This window comes from Thermomonas sp., assembly GCF_025993755.1.
Lineage (GTDB): Bacteria > Pseudomonadota > Gammaproteobacteria > Xanthomonadales > Xanthomonadaceae > Thermomonas.
In genome coordinates, this window is record NZ_JAMQHN010000084.1 from 1 (window position 1) to 16,508 (window position 16,508).

At 65.1% G+C, this 16,508-nt stretch carries 19 protein-coding genes; 16 read left to right on the forward strand and 3 right to left on the reverse strand.

Annotated features, from left to right (window positions below; all coding sequences use genetic code 11):
- The 4 genes from Q0X16_RS05480 to Q0X16_RS05495 form a co-directional block, all read left to right on the forward strand.
- The coding region (locus Q0X16_RS05480; RefSeq protein WP_297831657.1) for a hypothetical protein at positions 1-270 on the forward strand (270 nt) is incomplete at its 5' end.
- Positions 267-458, forward strand: a complete 192-nt coding sequence (locus tag Q0X16_RS05485) for a hypothetical protein (protein ID WP_297831659.1) — start codon at positions 267-269, stop codon at positions 456-458. The genes Q0X16_RS05480 and Q0X16_RS05485, both read left to right, overlap by 4 nt.
- A complete protein-coding gene (locus Q0X16_RS05490) occupies positions 455-1,216 on the forward strand; it encodes a hypothetical protein (protein ID WP_297831663.1) in 762 nt (253 codons plus the stop codon). The genes Q0X16_RS05485 and Q0X16_RS05490 overlap by 4 nt, the downstream gene beginning before the upstream one ends.
- Positions 1,216-1,743: a DUF6631 family protein gene (locus Q0X16_RS05495; RefSeq protein ID WP_297831666.1), complete on the forward strand. Its 528-nt coding sequence runs from the start codon at positions 1,216-1,218 to the stop codon at positions 1,741-1,743. The genes Q0X16_RS05490 and Q0X16_RS05495 overlap by 1 nt, the downstream gene beginning before the upstream one ends.
- A 7-nt stretch (positions 1,744-1,750) precedes the next feature.
- On the opposite strand, the gene Q0X16_RS05500 is transcribed toward Q0X16_RS05495, so the two are convergent.
- Entirely contained in the window at positions 1,751-2,197 is a 447-nt protein-coding gene (locus Q0X16_RS05500) for a hypothetical protein (RefSeq protein ID WP_297831707.1), read from the reverse strand.
- Here Q0X16_RS05500 and Q0X16_RS05505 point away from each other — a divergent pair.
- From Q0X16_RS05505 to Q0X16_RS05560, 12 genes are all read left to right on the forward strand, one after another.
- The gene (locus tag Q0X16_RS05505) at positions 2,096-5,299 is read left to right on the forward strand and encodes a tape measure protein (protein WP_297831704.1); all 3,204 of its coding nucleotides are present in this window, start codon (positions 2,096-2,098) and stop codon (positions 5,297-5,299) included. The genes Q0X16_RS05500 and Q0X16_RS05505 overlap by 102 nt on opposite strands.
- Positions 5,299-6,147, forward strand: coding sequence for a hypothetical protein (locus Q0X16_RS05510; protein ID WP_297831669.1), 849 nt, complete (start codon positions 5,299-5,301; stop codon positions 6,145-6,147). Before Q0X16_RS05505 ends, Q0X16_RS05510 begins: the two co-directional genes overlap by 1 nt.
- Positions 6,147-7,151: a hypothetical protein gene (locus Q0X16_RS05515; protein ID WP_297831671.1), complete on the forward strand. Its 1,005-nt coding sequence runs from the start codon at positions 6,147-6,149 to the stop codon at positions 7,149-7,151. Before Q0X16_RS05510 ends, Q0X16_RS05515 begins: the two co-directional genes overlap by 1 nt.
- 2 nt (positions 7,152-7,153) lie before the next feature.
- A complete protein-coding gene (locus tag Q0X16_RS05520) occupies positions 7,154-8,863 on the forward strand; it encodes a hypothetical protein (protein WP_297831674.1) in 1,710 nt (569 codons plus the stop codon).
- Positions 8,860-9,645 carry a phage BR0599 family protein gene (locus Q0X16_RS05525; protein ID WP_297831676.1) on the forward strand — a complete coding sequence of 262 codons (786 nt, stop codon included), beginning with the start codon at positions 8,860-8,862 and terminating at the stop codon, positions 9,643-9,645. Before Q0X16_RS05520 ends, Q0X16_RS05525 begins: the two co-directional genes overlap by 4 nt.
- A 31-nt stretch (positions 9,646-9,676) precedes the next feature.
- Positions 9,677-9,886: a hypothetical protein gene (locus Q0X16_RS05530; RefSeq protein ID WP_297831679.1), complete on the forward strand. Its 210-nt coding sequence runs from the start codon at positions 9,677-9,679 to the stop codon at positions 9,884-9,886.
- Positions 9,883-10,104: a hypothetical protein gene (locus Q0X16_RS05535; RefSeq protein WP_297831681.1), complete on the forward strand. Its 222-nt coding sequence runs from the start codon at positions 9,883-9,885 to the stop codon at positions 10,102-10,104. Before Q0X16_RS05530 ends, Q0X16_RS05535 begins: the two co-directional genes overlap by 4 nt.
- Complete coding sequence (locus Q0X16_RS05540) at positions 10,095-10,271, forward strand: hypothetical protein (protein WP_297831683.1); 177 nt, start codon at positions 10,095-10,097, stop codon at positions 10,269-10,271. The genes Q0X16_RS05535 and Q0X16_RS05540 overlap by 10 nt, the downstream gene beginning before the upstream one ends.
- Position 10,272: 1 nt before the next feature.
- Positions 10,273-12,405, forward strand: coding sequence for a hypothetical protein (locus tag Q0X16_RS05545; protein ID WP_297831686.1), 2,133 nt, complete (start codon positions 10,273-10,275; stop codon positions 12,403-12,405).
- Between the two features lie 140 nt (positions 12,406-12,545).
- Positions 12,546-12,731: a hypothetical protein gene (locus Q0X16_RS05550; protein ID WP_297831689.1), complete on the forward strand. Its 186-nt coding sequence runs from the start codon at positions 12,546-12,548 to the stop codon at positions 12,729-12,731.
- Positions 12,728-13,873: a GNAT family N-acetyltransferase gene (locus Q0X16_RS05555; RefSeq protein WP_297831692.1), complete on the forward strand. Its 1,146-nt coding sequence runs from the start codon at positions 12,728-12,730 to the stop codon at positions 13,871-13,873. The genes Q0X16_RS05550 and Q0X16_RS05555 overlap by 4 nt, the downstream gene beginning before the upstream one ends.
- A complete protein-coding gene (locus Q0X16_RS05560) occupies positions 13,864-14,493 on the forward strand; it encodes a formyltransferase family protein (RefSeq protein ID WP_297831696.1) in 630 nt (209 codons plus the stop codon). Before Q0X16_RS05555 ends, Q0X16_RS05560 begins: the two co-directional genes overlap by 10 nt.
- Positions 14,494-14,698: 205 nt before the next feature.
- Here the strand turns inward: Q0X16_RS05560 and Q0X16_RS05565 are convergent, their stop codons facing one another.
- Both Q0X16_RS05565 and Q0X16_RS05570 read right to left on the reverse strand, forming a co-directional pair.
- A complete protein-coding gene (locus Q0X16_RS05565) occupies positions 14,699-15,013 on the reverse strand; it encodes a hypothetical protein (RefSeq protein ID WP_297831699.1) in 315 nt (104 codons plus the stop codon).
- Between the two features lie 185 nt (positions 15,014-15,198).
- Positions 15,199-15,756, reverse strand: a complete 558-nt coding sequence (locus Q0X16_RS05570; protein ID WP_297831701.1) for a hypothetical protein — start codon at positions 15,754-15,756, stop codon at positions 15,199-15,201.
- Between the last annotated feature and the right edge of the window lie 752 nt (positions 15,757-16,508).

Genomic DNA, 16,508 nt, shown 5'->3' on the forward strand with positions numbered 1-16,508 from the left:
GTGGTCGATGTGACCGACAACGGCGAACTGCAGACCGTGGACCAGCTCTGGTGCGTCGCCATCGTCGCCCGCAACGACCGCGGCCCCGCTGCGCTGCGCGCCGAGGTCAGCCCGCTGCTGATCCAGACGATCAAGGCGATCTCCGGCTGGGAATGCGGCATCGCCGGCATGCGCGCGTTCCGGCGCGCGCGGCTGGCGTGGCCGCCACGCTTTACGACGTCCGGAACGGCGATTTACCCGCTTCTTTTCGCTGCGAGGGTATTTGCATGAAAGAACAGCCCAAGACCGTGACCGTCATCGTCACGGCAACCGGCCACACCCATGACCGCAAGCCGGTGGCCAAGGGCGACCGCATCGAGGTCGATGCGTCCACCGCGGACTGGATGGTCCAGCACAAGATCGGCCAGCTCGCGCCGGCCAAACCCACCGACAAGACCAAGACGGAGACCCTGCCATGAGCAACACCACCAAGTACTTTTCGCTCCAGGGCCGCGTGAGCTTCGCCACGCGTGATGGCAGCGGCAATCCCGGCGTCGTCCGCTGGGCGCAGAACTGCCCGAAATTCGAGATCTCGATCGAAACGGACGAGGAAACGGTCAAGGAGTCGCACTCCGGTCTGCGCCTGGAAGACTTCAACTTCCCGACCGGGATTTCGATCAAGACCGCCTACACCCTGCACGGCTTCAACATCGAGAACCTTGCGCAGGCGCTGTGGGCGACGAAGTACACCGTCAACGCCAGCACCGCCAGCGGCGAGGCGGCCCCGACCGGGCTGGTGGTGGGCGACATCGTCAAGCTCGACCATGAGAACGTGTCGGCGGTGACCTGCGTTGATTCGACCGGCTCGCCGATCACGCTGACCGCCGGAACGGACTTCGAGGTGGTGTCCGCCTTCGCCGGCCACATCCGCATCCTCAACGTGGCCGGCTTCGCGCAGCCGTTCAAGTTCAGCTACAGCTATGCGGCCACCAATGCGTTGGCGCTGATGAAGGGCGCGGCGGATGAAGTCATTCTGATGTTCGACGGCGTGAACACCGCGAACCAGGAAAAGGTTTATCTGGAGCTGTACCGCCATCGCGCGAAGCCCACCTCCGGCCTGGCGCTCATCAACGACGGCGTGGGCACGCTGGAGTTTGAAGGCTCGGCACTGTACGACGGCACCCGCGCGGCCGACCCGAACCTGGGCACGCTCGGCCGCATGGTCTTCGCCGGCTGATGGCCAGGAAGATCGACCCCCGGCCGCAACCCGCGTCGGCGCCTTCGGGCGCCGATGCGTCCGCCGCCGATGAACTGGACGTGCTGTTCCCGGCGCGCACCATCCCGCTGGCAGGTACAGACGTCACCGTCGGCGAGATCACCCTGCGGCAAAGTCTGCAGCATCATCTGGCCATCGCGCCCATCATCGCCGCGATCGAGACCGCGATGCTGCAAAGCGGACAGGTGCCGGGGTATTCGGACATCGTCGGGATCCTCGGCCAGCGCTGGGAAGCCACGATCACGCTGCTGGCCGCGACCACGGGCATGGACGCCGACGAGGTCTCCGCGCTGACCGCCGCCGATGGCGAGCTGCTGCTGCTGACGTTCTGGAACGTCAATGCCGGTTTTTTTTACCAGCGCGCCACCAACGCGGTGGCGGTGCGCCGCGAGCTGGCGAAGCTGTCGGCTGGGGCGAGCTCTTCGCAACTCTCGTCGACCACGGACACGCCCGAACCGAACTCGACGGATACACCGCCCGCCAGCTGAACCTGTTTTACGAGGAGGCCATCTTGCGTGAGCAGCGACAACAAGCCGACCTCGCCGTCGCCACGGCCCAGGCCTTCGGGAGCAAGGACTTCGAAGGCTTCGTCCGCGCGCTGCGCAAACCCAAGAGGGAGCGCAGGTGACTGACGTTGTCGTCAATGCCGTCGTCCGGGCCAACGCCCGGCAGCTTGCGCAGGAGGTCACGCGAACCCGCGCCGATTTCCGCGCCTTCGGCAACGACGCCGTGGCGCAGGGCCAGCGCGCGCAGGCGGGCCTGTCTCAGGCTGGTCGCGGCGCCGACATGGCGCGCCGGCAGATCGACATGGCCAAAGCGGCGCTGGTCGGGTTTTTCTCGGTGCAGGCCGCCGCACGCGGTCTTGCCGACCTCCGGGCGCGCGCCGACGGCTATGCCAACCTGACCGCCAAGATCAAGCTGGCCTCCGAGGGCGGCGCGCAATTCGTGGCGGCCGAAGCGGCCGTGTTCGAGATTGCCCAGCGCACCAGCGCTTCGCTGGATGCTACCGCCACTCTGTACAGCCGCATGTACAACGCGCTCAAGGACCAGGGCGCGGCGCAGGGCGAAGTTCTGGCGATGACAGAGACGGTCAACCAGGCAATGGCCGTCAGCGGCGCGACTGCTGGCGAGGCGGCGGGCGCAATCACGCAGCTGTCGCAGGCGTTCGCCTCCGGCGTGTTGCGCGGCGACGAGTTCAACTCGATCAACGAACAGGCGCCGCGCCTGATGCAGGCGCTGGCCAACAGTCTGGGCATCACGCGCGGACAGCTGCGTGGGCTGGCCGAGGACGGCAAGCTGACCAGCGATCTGCTCCGCCGTGCGTTCAGCGGCGAAGAGGCCAAGAAGATCGCCGAGGAATACAGCCAGCTGCCGCTGACCATCGAGCGCAGCCTGACCCAGCTCGACAACGCCTTCACCCGCTACATCGGGCAGGCCAGCGCCAGCACGGGTGCGGGAGCGGGGCTCGCGGCCTCTATCCAGACGCTGGCCGATAACTTCGACGTGTTGGTCGATGGCATTGGCGTTCTGGCTGCCGTTCTGGCTGGGCGGCTGTCGTCTTCTCTGGGCGTGGCGGTAGCAGCGATGCTCGCAAAGCGCCGTGCAACGATAGCCGCGTTGGAAGCGGACTTGTTGGAAGCAAAAGCGGCTGAACAGACGGCAGTCGCCACCACGCGTGCGGCGGAGGCAGAGGTTGTTCGCGTTCGGTCGCTTCAACTTGCCTCCGTCGCAGCGAGAGAGGTCGCCGCCGCTGAAGCGGCACTTGCCGTAGCAACGACCGCACAAACAGCCGCGTCGGCGCGCGCCACGGTGGCGCAACGCGCGCTTGCATCGGCGACGACCGCGACCGGCGTCGCAACGCGACTTCTTGGTGGTGCGCTGTCGCTGCTGGGCGGGCCTATCGGTATTGCCGTCGCCGGCTTCGCGCTGCTGGCTATGCAGATGGCGAATGCCAGCGCCAGGGCGAAGCAACTACAAGTCGATGTGACCAACGCCGTAGAGGCCTCGCAACGTGCGCGCGAAGCGGAAAACGCGCAGCAGTTTCTTGACAGCACCTCGGCCCTGCTCAGAACAAGGCAGGCGGAACAAGCGAGGCTTGCCGAACAGGTAGCGCTGCGATCAACGTTCAGCGCCTCCAGTCTTTACTACGATCGCGATGGGCTGAAACGCGGATCCACGCTGGACGCCGAGATTCGCGAACGCCGCGCCACAATTGCGCAGCTGACGTCAGAAATCGACAAGAACAACCGCGCCATGACGGCGCTGTCCGACGCCAACGCCACCGGCGCGCGCACCACGCGGCAGATCGCCAACGACAGCCAGGACCTGACGACGGCGCTGCAGCGCCAGACCGAACAGTCGCGGCTCAACACCATCCAGGCGACGCAGGGCTATCGCGCCCGGCTGATCGCCGAAGCCATCACCGCCGACGGCGTGCGATCGGAACAGGACCTGAGCGCCGCACGCATAGCCCAGATCGATGCGGCCGCGCGCGCCAAGGCCGCCGAGGAAGCCGCAAGCAACGCGCGCAAGGACGGCGTGAAGTCCAGCCGTGACGCGGCGACAGCGACGCGGCAGCACGCGGAAGAACTGCGCCGGCTGACCGAAGAACAGCAGCGCTACCGCGCGGAAACCGCGCAGCAGCAGGCGGACAACCGCGGCGAACTGTTCGGCGCCGACGAACGCCTGCGCCAGGCCAACGCCGCCGCTGCTGCGGAGGGCGCCCAGCTGCACCTGTCGGACGCCGAGGTCCAGGCGCGCATCGCTGCGCAAACCAGCGCCGCCCAGCGCCAGCTGCATGACCTGATCGAGGGCGCGCGCGTCGAGCTGCTGCAGGCATCCGGAAGCATCGTCGAAGCTGCGACCGCCGAGGCGACCGCGAAATACCAGGCCACCATCGACTACCTGCTGGAGAAGGGCGACACCGCCAACGCCGCGATCTTCCAGCGCCTGTTCAATGTCGATGTGGCCCGTGCGCAGCTGCAGCAGCTGCAGCAGCAGGCCGACCAGGTGTTCGCGGATCTGCAGCGGCAGGAGCAGTCCCTGCAGACGCAGGCGCAGACCGGCTCGATCAGCGAATACGAGGCCCGCCAGAAACTGCTGGAGCTGTACCGCGAACACGGGACCACCGTGGCCGCTCTCATCCCGCAAATGGAAGCGCTGGCGCGCGCCACCGGCGACCCACAGGCCATCGAGCGCGTCCGCCAGATGCAGGCGGAGTTGGAGCGCCTCAACACCACCACCGGGCTGGTGCAGCAACAGCTCGGCCAGACCTTCACCAGCGCCGCTTCAACGGCGTTTGAAGGACTGATTTTACAGACGAAAACGCTTGGTGAAGCCGTGCGCGGGTTCTTCGCCGACATGGCCAGCGGCATGGCTCGTATGGCTAGCCAAGCGCTGGCCCAGGCAGCGTGGTCGAAGCTGCTGGGTATGTTCGGTGTCAAGACCGGCGGCAGCATTGGGGAGGGCGCTGCCGCGCTCGATGCGGCGGCGATCAAGACCACGGCGGCGGGCGGCTCCATCCTCGCGGGCGCAACCGCGCTTTCTACAGCCGCTGCGGCGGTGGCTGCCGCAAACGGCATGAGTGTGGCCGGTGCTGGAGGTGGCGGCAGCAGCGGTGGAATCTTCAGCGCCATCGCCAGCGGCATCATGGGCATGTTCGGCTTCGCCGAGGGCGGCCCCACGCCGCCGGGCGGCAAATACAAGCCCGCCGGCATCGTCCACGCCGGCGAATACGTGATGCCGCAAGAAACGATGCGCTACTACGGCCTCGACTTCCTGCGCGCCATCCACATGCGCCAGCTCCCGCGCCTGCACGTGTCGCGCATCAGCGCGCCGCAGCCGCGCTACAGCTTCGCCGAGGGCGGTCTGGTGGGGGCGCTGAGCGGTGGCGCACAAACGCCACAAGTCAACCTCCGCAACATCAACCTCATCGACAGTGCGGCGCTGGTGGGCGGGTATTTGGACAACCCCGACAGCGACCGGGTGTTCATCAACAAGATCGCGCGCAACGGGATGGCGATCAAACAGGTGCTGGGTGGGTAATGGCTTACGCGATCAACTACACGGACATGTCCGGCTCGACCGGGTTTGCGCACAAGGAGCTGCTGCTCAAGATCAAGGCGTTGGCGGAGGCCAACGGCTGGACCACGCTGCGGTACTCGACTGCTGATCCGGCCAGTCACGAGTTGATTCTCAAAGGCGCGGGGCTGGGCGGGACCGATGAAATCTACATCGGCTTTCGCACCTACGAGAATGCTTCGTCGGACTACTACAACCTCGCCGTCGCGGGCTTCAGCGGCTACGTCGCCGGCAACCCGTGGGCAAATCAGCCCGGCATCTTCGAGAGCGGCATCCCAGCGCACAACCAGCGCGTCGATTACTGGCTGCAGTGCAATGCGCGCCGGATCAACATCGCGCTCAAGGTCGGCACGCCCGTGTACACCAGCGGCGGCGCGGGGTTTTTCCTGCCGTATTGCCTGCCCTCACAGTACCCGTATCCGATGTACGTCGCGGGCATGCTCAACGGCGCCGAGGCGAAGCGCTACAGCGATACCGGGATGTCGATGCCGTGGAAGGGCGCGCGTACGAATCTCAGGATCCGCTGGTTCGACGGCACCTGGAAACAGCCCGAGACGCACCCGTGGAACAACCCCTACGTCGGCGGCGCCACGTCACAGCTGCGCGACACGAACGACATTTATCCGGTGACGCCGGTTCATCTGGTCGATTCCACGCCGAACATCTACGGAATTTTCGACGGCATCGGCTATGTGAGCAATTTCAACAATACGGTTGAAAGCACCGTTTCCGCCGCCGGTGACGATTGGGTGTGCATCCAGGACGTCGGCCGCACGTCCTTCAACGACTACTTCGCGCTGAGGCTCAGCTGATGGCCTACGTCACCGGATCCGCCGCATCGATGTCCGCCCTGCTGAGCGCGCTGCAAGGCGCCTGCACCGCCAACGGCTGGACGCTGAGCGGAAATGTGCTGCACAAGGGCAGTTGCTACGCGGATCTGAAGTTGGGCCAGCCGGGCTATTCTTATGGCGCGCCGCCCGTCAACGGGTATCTCCGTCTGGTGGCCGGCAATGGGATCGACGGCAGCAACAACATCACGGATGCAGCACCCGGTGCGGTGTTCCTCGGTCCATTGCGTCAGGCCGCATACGACTCGGTACCGCTGACATGGAGTTTCCCGATCGAATATCACATCCACGTTCTGGCCTCGCCCGACGAGGTCTGGCTCTGGGTGCGATACGAAACAGACTATTGGCAGTACATGGCTTTTGGCCGCAGCCCAGCTCCGGGGTGTGGCGGTAGCGGAAACTGGTCCACGGCGTTGATCGGCTCCACCCTTGGCCGTGGTGATTGCTACGACAATGTTTGCAGCGGTAGCGGGAATGGTGTTTCTGGGGTTGGGTACGGATCCATCTCCAGGCTGTGCAGCATCCCGTTCTGGTGGAACCAGAATAGCTATAGCTCGGGCAACGGCTTCGTGCACGGCGTCATCGACAACTCCAGCGGCGCGGCGCGCTGGAATGTGCCTTTGTTTGCGACAGACCACGGCGCGGCTGCATGGCTGACGCTCTACCAGCTCTACAACAAGTGCCAGAGCGTCTGGAATGACGAAGCCGTCTTGTGCCCGATCCAGCTTGCGCAGCAGCGTCCTTCGAACAAAATATCGATCATCGCGGAAATGCAACATGCGCGCTTGACGCGCAATCTGTACCTGCAGCCCGGTGAAATCGTCGCGTTGGGGCTGGACAAGTGGAAGGTGTATCCCACGTACCGCCGAAACACTGATGTCACGGGGGATATTGCACCGGGCGGTGGGGTGGATGGTGCGTCGCACTCCGGCACCTTCGCCATCGCCGTGCGCTACGACGGACCCTGACCGTGGCGACGCGAACCGGCTACCTCGTAACTGGACTCGATTACGGCGCCGATCTGCCGGATCGGTCCGCGAACCTGCTCGATGCGGCGATGCCGGCTTGGCGGATTCGGCTATTTGAGGCGTCGATGTCGCATGGCGCGGGCCTCCGCACGCCGTCTTTCCCGGTCACATCCCATGCGCCTGCCCGCACAGGCTTCGGCGCGCTGAGCTACGCCGACGATTACTTCGACCGCATCCACGTCAAGCCGCTGTCGATCGAACTGGGCAACCTGGTCGGCGCGCAGGTGCGGCAGATCGTTGTCTGGAACGCCTGGCGCACCGCCAGCCGGACGATGACCAGCGCCGATGTGGTGAACGGCGATGGAATGACTGTGACGCCGCCTGGCGCGATGCCGCTGACGCTGCGGCCGCTGCAAGAGGTCACCTTCGGACTGTCGATCGACACTTCCGGCTCGCCGATCATCGACGCCACGCTGTCGTTTGAATTCACCACCGATGCGGCGCCGGGCGTGACGATCACCGGCCGCCGGCTGCAGGCGTGGCCGGTGCCGGCGGACTGGGGAAGCTCGATCACCGAGACGCTGGAATGGCTGTCCGACATGCAGCTCTCCGTAGACGGCAGCGTGGACGCCGAGCCGCTGCGCGGCGCGCCGCGCCGAACGTGGGAGTTCGACCTGCTGCGCGGTGGCGCAGCGCGCCGCATCATCGAGAACGCCACCTACGATTGGACCGGCCGCGTCTGGGTGCTGCCGGTGATGCCGGACGTGAGTCGACTGCCCTCGGCGTTGCCGGCTGGCAGCGCGACCATCACCGTGGACACGGCGGGCCTGGACTTCGCGACCGGCGGCCTTGCCATGCTCTGGCGCGACGTGACGCAGTACGAGCTTGTGGAGATCGCCACCGTGGGCGCCAGCGCGTTGACGCTGGCGCGAGCGACGCTGCAGCCCTGGCCGAGCGGCACGCGTATCTGGCCGGTGCGCACGGCCAGGCTCACCGAGGCGCCGACGTGGACGCGTTCCAGCGATTCGGTCATCAAGTCGCGGGTTCGGTTCGAGGCGGTAGAGCCGTGCGACTGGCCGGCCGCCGCGCCGGGCGCGCTGTACCGTGGCTACCCGGTGCTCGACCCGGGCGACTGGAACGAGCTGCCGACGCTGCAACCGGCGCGCGAACTGACCCTGCTGGATGGCGATGTGGGGCTGGTGTCCGTCGCCGACATCACCGGACTGGCATGGTCGCGGCAGTCGCACATGTGGACGCTGCACGGGCGGTCGCAGCGCGACACGCACCGGCGCTTGCTGTACTGGTTGCAAGGCCAGGTGGGCGTGCTGTGGGTGCCCACGTTCGCCGCCGACGTGGTGCTGCGCGACACCGTCGTGGCCGGTTCGACCACGCTGGTCGTCGATTGGGCCGGAATGACGCAGCACCTGCGCGGGCAGCCTGGCCGGCGACACCTGCGCATCGATCTCGGCAGCGCGATCCATTACCGCGAGGTAGTGGCCAGCGCTGAACTGGACGCCGAGCGCGAATCGCTGACCCTCGACAGCGGCCTGCCGTCAACCGTGCAGCCGTCGCAGGTGCGCATGATCAGCTGGATGATGCTGGCGCGGCGGTCGAGCGATCACGTCGAAATTGCGCACATCACCGACAGCGAGGGCGTGGCGCGGGTGCGCGACAGCTTCGTGTTCGCGGGCATCGAGGAGCCGCACGCATGAGCCTGCTGCAGCGCCACGTTGAGCTGTACGAATTCGTGCGCGGGCCGAAGGTGCTGCGCGCCACCAGCGGCGATCGCGACGTGATCTGGCAGACGCAGTCCTACGCGGCGGTGCCGGGGCTGTCGCGCAACCGGCTTTCCCAGAGCGCGACGAATGCGCGCACGGATCTGGAAATCACCGCGCCGCGCACGTTCGCGCTGATGAACTGGTTTGCCGACGGCGTGCCTGGCGAACCGATCGAGGTGCGGCTGCGCCGCGTCCGGGTGTCCGATGGCGTCGACCGGCTGCTGTGGTCGGGCCTGCTGTCGGCCTCACGCGAGACGGCCACGAAGGTCGAGCTGCGCGCACAGACGCTGACGGCATCGCTGGCCGGCCAGGGCCTGCGCCGGTGCTGGCAGGTGTCGTGTCCGTTCACGCTCTACGGCACTGAATGCGGCGTGGACCGCGAGAGCTTCCGAGTGCCGGGAACGCTCAGCGGCAACAGCGGCTACGTGATCAGCAGCGCAGCGTTTGCCGCGCACCCGGACGGCTGGTTCGACGGCGGCATGGTGCGCTGGAACGTCGGGACCGACATCGAGCACCGATGGATCGTGAGCCATGTCGGCACCGACCTGATGCTGCTCACGCCCGCGAGCGCTGGCGTAGGCACCGTCGTCGATGCGTTTCCGGGCTGCGATCACAGCATGACGATGTGCGACACCAAGTTCGGCAACGCCATCAATTACGGCGGCCAGCACACCCTGCCGAAAAAAGACCCGTTCGACGGGCGCGCGACGTTCTAAGAGAGGCGCCATGTGGGTTCAAATCGCGATGTTGGTCATCAGCTTCCTGATCAGCTATCTGCTGGCGCCGAAACCGCAATCGGCCAAGGCACCGACGCTGGAGGAGTTCACCGTGCCGACGGCGGAGGAGGGCGTGCGCATTCCGGTCGTCTTCGGCAAAGTCTGGTTGGAGGCGCCGAGCGTGCTTGATTACGGCAACCTGCGCAACGAACCGCCGATCAAAGCGGAGTCCGGCAAATGACGGGGCTGCGCGTGACCATGCGCCATGCCCGCGCCGCGCGCATCGACGGCGCCGGCGTGCAATGCGCGCCCGGCATCACCGCCTGGGCGCAGCGGTACGGCGTGGATCTGCGCCGCCTGGCGCGCGAGGGGATACCGATCGAGGAAGTGGACCGCATCGATGACGCCTTCGCGCGCCGCGCGGCCGCGCTCGCGCGGGAGGAAGCGCAATGCGACTGAAGCGCGCCATCGGCTGGCTGTGCCTGCTGGTGACGCTCGGCGTCACCGCGCATGCGGCCGTGACGGGGCATTGGGTGACGGCGGCGCTGGGCGTGCTGTGCGCGGCGCCGGAGGCGTGGTGGCTGCGCGCACGCCGGCGGCGGCCGCCGCTGGTCATCGGGGGCTGACATGGGCGGAAAAAGCAAGGCGCCAACGATCGGCTACTGGCACAAGATGACGCTGTACACGGGTCTGTGTCACGGCCCGGTGGACGCGTTCTTCGCCCGCGAATGGGGCGGCGAGATGGCATGGGAAGGCGAGCAAACGGCCTCGGGCGACATCGCGATCAACCAACCCTCGCTGTTCGGCGGCGAGAAAAAGGAAGGCGGCATTCGCGGCACGCTGTCGATCCGCATGGGCGAGCCGGGGCAGATGCCGCACCCGCTGCTGACCGCGCTGCGTCCGGGGCCGTGGCCCGCGGCGCGCGATCTGCTGACGACGGTTTTCGACGGCGACGTTTCGGCGATGACCCCCTACGTCAAACCGTTCCGCGATCTTGTAGGGCGCTGGATCGTCGGCTGGGGGACACCGGTCTGGCAGTCTGTTTTGTGCAGGATCGATGACGGCTGCAACCCGGCGCACATCATCTATCAGGTTTTGACGAACCCGAAATGGGGCGTCGGCCTGCCGACATCGGTCATCGATGAGACGACTTTCCTTGCCGCCGCGCAGACGCTGAAGAACGAAGGCTTCGGGCTGGCGATGGCGTGGAAAAACGGCAGCGCGGCCGAGTTCATCGACTCGGTGTGCGAGCACTGCGGCGGCATGTGGGGCGACGCTGGCGGCAAGATCGAATTCCGGCTGTTCCGCGGCGGCTACGATGTCGCAACCCTGCCGCTGCTCGACGAAAACGCAATCATCGAAATGCAGGAATGGGATCAACCGTTCCTGTCAAACACCGTTAACGAAGTGACGGTCGTCGGCACCGACACGACGACCGGCAAGGAAATCTCCGTCACCGCGCAAAACCTCGCGAACATCCAGGCGCAAGGCCGCGTCGTGGCCAAGAAGATGGAGCTGCCTGGGCTGTGGAACAAGGACCTGTGCGGCCGCGTCGCCGAACGCGAAGTGCGCGCCGCCAGCATGCTGCCATTCCGCGTCAAGGCGAAGGTGAAGGGCCGTTTCGGGCCGTTTGTGCGTGGCGAAATCCGGGCGTTGTCGTGGTCGCGCAAGGGCGTGGTGCGTGCGCCGGTGCGCGTGATGGAAATCGACGAAGGCACGGCGACGGACGGCAGCTGCATCCTGTCGCTGTTGCAGGATGTCGAGGGCATGGTCGCGACGACCTACGTTGCAGACACCGACACCGGCTGGACGCCGCCGAATACCACGCCCGTGGCGCTGAACCCGGAGGCCGTGTACGAGGCCACCTATCGCGACCTGGTGCGCGGCATGAGCGCGGCCGATCTTGCCCAAGTGGGCGACCTGGCCGGCTATCTGGTAGCCGTGGGCGCCCGCCCGGCGGCAACGGCGTACGGTTTCGATTTGCGGACTCGCATCGGTGGCGGAGCCTTCGAGACTCGTGCCAGCGGTGATTTCACACCGTGCGCGCAGCTGGCCGGCGCGATGCCCGCCGAAGACGGCCCGACCGCGACCACGCTGACCAACGCCCACGATCTGGCGTCCGTCGCCATCGGCGATGAAGCCATCGTCGGCGGCGAGCATTGCCGCGTGACCGCGATCGATGTCGGCGCTGGCACAATCACCCTCGCGCGCGGCTGCGTCGATACCGTCCCAGCGCTGCACACCGCAGGCGAACAGGTCTGGTTCCCCGACCGCTACTTCGGCGGCGACCCCACGCAGTACCTCGACAGCGAAGTGGTCGATGCCAAGCTCTGCACCCGCACCGCGACCGGCGTCCTTGCCGATGGCGATGCGACCACGCGCAACGTCACGATGGCCAGCCGGCAGGCGCGGCCGTACCCGCCAGGGCGTCTGCGCATTGAGACGTTGGCGTGGCCGACGACGCTATCACTTGCGGCGCACCCGACGTTGACCGCGACATGGGCGCACCGTGACCGTCTGCTGCAGTCCGACCAGTCCGTGGACACCGCCCAAAGCAGCATCGGTCCGGAGCCTGGAACGACCTACACCGCGCGCTGGTATCTGGACGCCACACTTACGCGCACGCAGACCGGCATCACCGGCGACAACGATACCTACACGCCCGCAGGTACCGGCACCGTTCGCGTCGAGGTCGAGGCTGTACGTGACGGGCTGGATAGCTGGCAGGCGCTGGCGTGGGAGTTTGATTTGGTGACCTGAAAACAGGGCGCCCGGCCGCCGACTGACATCGGCGACCGGGCACCGCAACACACGCGAACTCACCGCGTGGCTTTGGCCGAGGCCCTGCTGCTCCCGAGAGCGCAGGCATTCTCGCCGAAAACAGCCCGAGAGGTGAAATCGTGGAGAAGCCAGCAACGACGGCATCGCACCGAGGCGCTGCCAAGACGGTTCCTGGCCGGAACAGATACAAGTACCGGCAGCAGTTCGGCATCGTCGTGATCTGTGACAACGAACAAGCGCAGGAGCGTGCCTACGCACGCCTGCAGCGAGCCGGCTTCAAGCGGCTCAAGGTGGTGACCGTATGAAGATCGAGGTCAACCACAACTGCAGCGACTTCGACAGCTACCGCGCCGCACGCGTGAAATCGCTGTTCAACTGCGAAAGCGGCGCGAACTTCCACCTCGCGGCCGAGCTTCCGATCGACGATCAGGCCTGGCGCATCGGCGTCGTGGTCGGACCGTCCGGCTCCGGCAAGACCAGCATCGGCAATCGGGTGTTCGGGCCGCGTGCGGTCTGGCGCCCGCGCTGGCCGAAGGATGTGCCGATCATCGACGCGATCGCGCCCGGCTCCGAGTTCGACGCGGTGCCGGCCGCACTTTCCGCCGTCGGCCTCGGCTCGGTGCCGGCGTGGCTTCGGCCCTACAGGGTGCTGTCGAACGGCGAGCGGTTTCGCGCCGACCTGGCCAGACTGATCGCCGAGCGCCCCGCGCGTGCGGTGGTTGACGAATTCAGTAGCGTGGTTGACCGCCAGGTCGCTCGCATCGGCGCGATGGCATTCGCCAAGGCATGGCGTCGGGGTGTCGGACAAGCGGTGCTGCTCAGCTGCCACCGAGACGTGCTGGATTGGGTCGAGCCTGACTGGATCTTCGACACGGCCACAGAAACCTTCGAACGGGCGGAAGCCGGGAGGCGTCTTCGGCGACGCCCCCCGATCACGTTCGATCTTTGGCAAACCGACAGCCGGCAGTGGGCTGCATTTGAGCCGCACCACTATCTGAAGCTCCCACCGATGATCGCCGCGACCTACTACGTTGCAACTGTCGACGGCCAGCAGGTGGCGCACGTCGCAGTGAGCACGCGACCAGGAATGGTTGAGGCCCGCGCCTGCCGGCTCGTGGTGATGCCGGAATGGCAAGGCGCCGGCATAGGCCTGCGCTTCCTGCAGGCAGTCTGCGAGCGCTGGCGAACGGGTCAGAACCGATACGGCATCAAGGTGCCGACCTTGTTCCACACCAGCCACCCGGGCTTGTGCGCGACTCTGCGACGCGACCCGCGCTGGACGCAGGTCAGCGGGAGCCTGGTTGGCGGTGATCGAACACGATGCAAGGCAACGCTGGCCAAGTCGGCCTCTCGCGGACGTATGGCTTTCACCGGCGCTGGCTACGGCGGTCACTTTCGCGCCGTGCAGGGGTTCCGCTACCTCGGGGAGGGCAACCCATGCGCGTGATGCTGGTAGGCCAGAAGTGGATCGGCGTAGAGGCGCTGGCCCTCCTGTTGACGAAAGGCCACGACGTGGCTTCTGTGGCAGCTCCGGCGGGCGACCGGCTCCACGCCGCGGCATCAGCCGCGGGCGTTCCGGTCGGCGATCCTGGACGCATTCTGTCGGCTTCATGGGTGCCGCCGGGCGTAGAATTGCTCGTAGCCGCCCATGCCCACTGTTTCATCAATCGTGGGGCTAGACAACGAACCCGATTCGGCGCCATCGGCTACCACCCAAGCCTACTGCCGCTTCACCGCGGGCGCGACGCGGTGCGCTGGACGATCCACATGCGCGATCAGGTTGCCGGCGGAACGGTCTACTGGATGACCGATCGAGCGGATGGCGGCCCGATCGCGGCCCAGGCATGGTGCCTCGTCCGACCCGACGATACCCCGGAGACCCTCTGGCGACGCGAGCTGGGGCCGATGGGGCTTAGGCTGTTGGAGCGGGTGCTGGGTGACGTGGGGGCGGGGCGGATCGTCAAACGCCCGCAGGACGAATCGCTGGCCAGCTGGGAGCCCGCCTTCGACCGCCCGGCCCTGTCCAAGTCGCGGCCTGACCGCGCCGTTGATACGAGAGGCTTTTAATCACGCATTCAGGCTGGTTTACGCGCCCGTTTCTGGCAGCTTTATCGCTCAACCGCCAGATTTAGCAAACCATGTGTCGCTGTTTCGCAAACCAGTCGCCGCTTTACATACATGACAGACGCGGCAGATGCATGGCGGCGGTCTAACACCTGAGTTAAGCTGCGCCGCGAAGCGGCGTCGGCTTGAATGAATTGTTAGGCCCACCTCATTTGGGCGGGGTCTGGGTAGATTCTCTCTGCTGCCAATAACTTGGCTTATGTTGCAGGTAGTACATTTTACTACTACGATAAAAAAGCCCCATCAATGTACCGTTGCGTATTGCCCCCTCAAATGAAGGGAAACCGCAACCGTTCTTTGAGCCGGAGAGGTCAAACGAAATTCTAGCGCCGCGAACCGCCAGAGGTACCAACTCCGGGACACTAGGCTTGTGATTAGAGCACTGCACTAATGCGAAGTAACCGTTTTCACTGTCGACGATGGTGATCTCTAGACCATACACTCCACCATAAATATCTTTCATGTCGGAGTAGGTCCCCGTCGGGATCTTTGGCTCAGACCCATTTGCGGTGCTGCAGATCAAGAGCCCGGTAAGAAAAATTGTGAGTGGCTTATTCATATTGCTTAACAGTTCGATGATGGGCCTAACACTTGAGTTAAGCCGTGCCGCGAAGCGGCATCGGCTTGAATGAATTGTTAGATGATGACTTAGGGTTGATCTCGTTTTCCAGACAATGCCATCTGTACTGCCGCTGCAAGTTGCTCGTACTTCATTCTGGATGTCGGATTGGCTTGGAAAAATGCGTTATAAGCATTCAGGGTCTGGTTTGCCTCAAGGTAACTTCCAGTGAAGTAAAGGCACTCTGCTCTTAGTAATTCAGCGTCACCTACAATTTCGCCGTTTTTTGAAGTGATGGCTTCCAACTCTGCGAGCACCGTCAAGGCTTCCTGGCAGCGATTTACCCCCTTTAAAGTTCTCGCCTTCAGAACACGAGAACTTACGCCGTTGGGGAAATCTTCTATCTCTAAGTCAAGCTCGCGGAGGATGCCTGGTGCAGAGCTTGGTCCGTTCTTGTACAGAGCAATAGCTTGAGCAAGATGTGGGCCAGTTGGTTCTACTGACTCAGCGACTCTGTAGCGTGCTGCTAGACGGCCTTCGCCAAGCGAATCAGTCTCGATGTTCCTATGGCGCGTTACTAGTGGAATATCGCCAGTTCGTTCGCTGGATTGCGACTGCGCGGGCTGAAAAGGGATCAGTAGCAGCAAGGTAAGAATCGTAGCTCGTAACTGGAGAGTGACGATCATCATCTAACACCTGAGTTAAGCCGCGCCGCGAAGCGGCGTCGGCTTGGACGAATTGTTAGGCCGCGCCCGCTGAATTGGAAGGCGCGACACGCGAGACGACCAGCTTTCCCGATTTCATTTCGCTGACAGTAAATCGGACCGTACCGCCCGCAACCCTGAGCCAACACTCTGCCGAGCCTGATTCATCAAGTGCTTGGGCAAGCCGGTAATGGCCGGGGCCGCGATAGGGCTCGTAGTCATAAGCGCCCGGTGCTACGCGCGCCGTAAGGCAGTCCACGAGTCCAACTGGTTCGTTTCCAAACGAGAACTCGACGGCGGAGTTGAAATCCATAGCGGCCTAACACCTGAGTTAAGCCGAGCCGCTGCACGGCCACAATAGAACACGAACATACATGAAAAATTTGTGGCCGTGAAGCGGCGTCGGCTTGAACGAATTGTTAGGCGTGACAATACGTTGAAGCTAGACCCGCCGCAACCACTGCGATGATGCACGCGAGGGAACACGGAAGATGGGCCGTGCAACAAAGCTCCGACCCCGCGTTTACACGCAGCGCTCAGATGCGGAGTGAGCGATACCAGAACGATGGCCTGCGACACAAGCCCGTGTAGCCAGTCCGCCCGCCCCGCCGCCTGATGGCCGATGCCGGCCCCGGAGTGTTCGCGGGGCAGGGGCGCCTGCGGCAGAAATGGAACTGCCAGGATTGCGCCCCCAA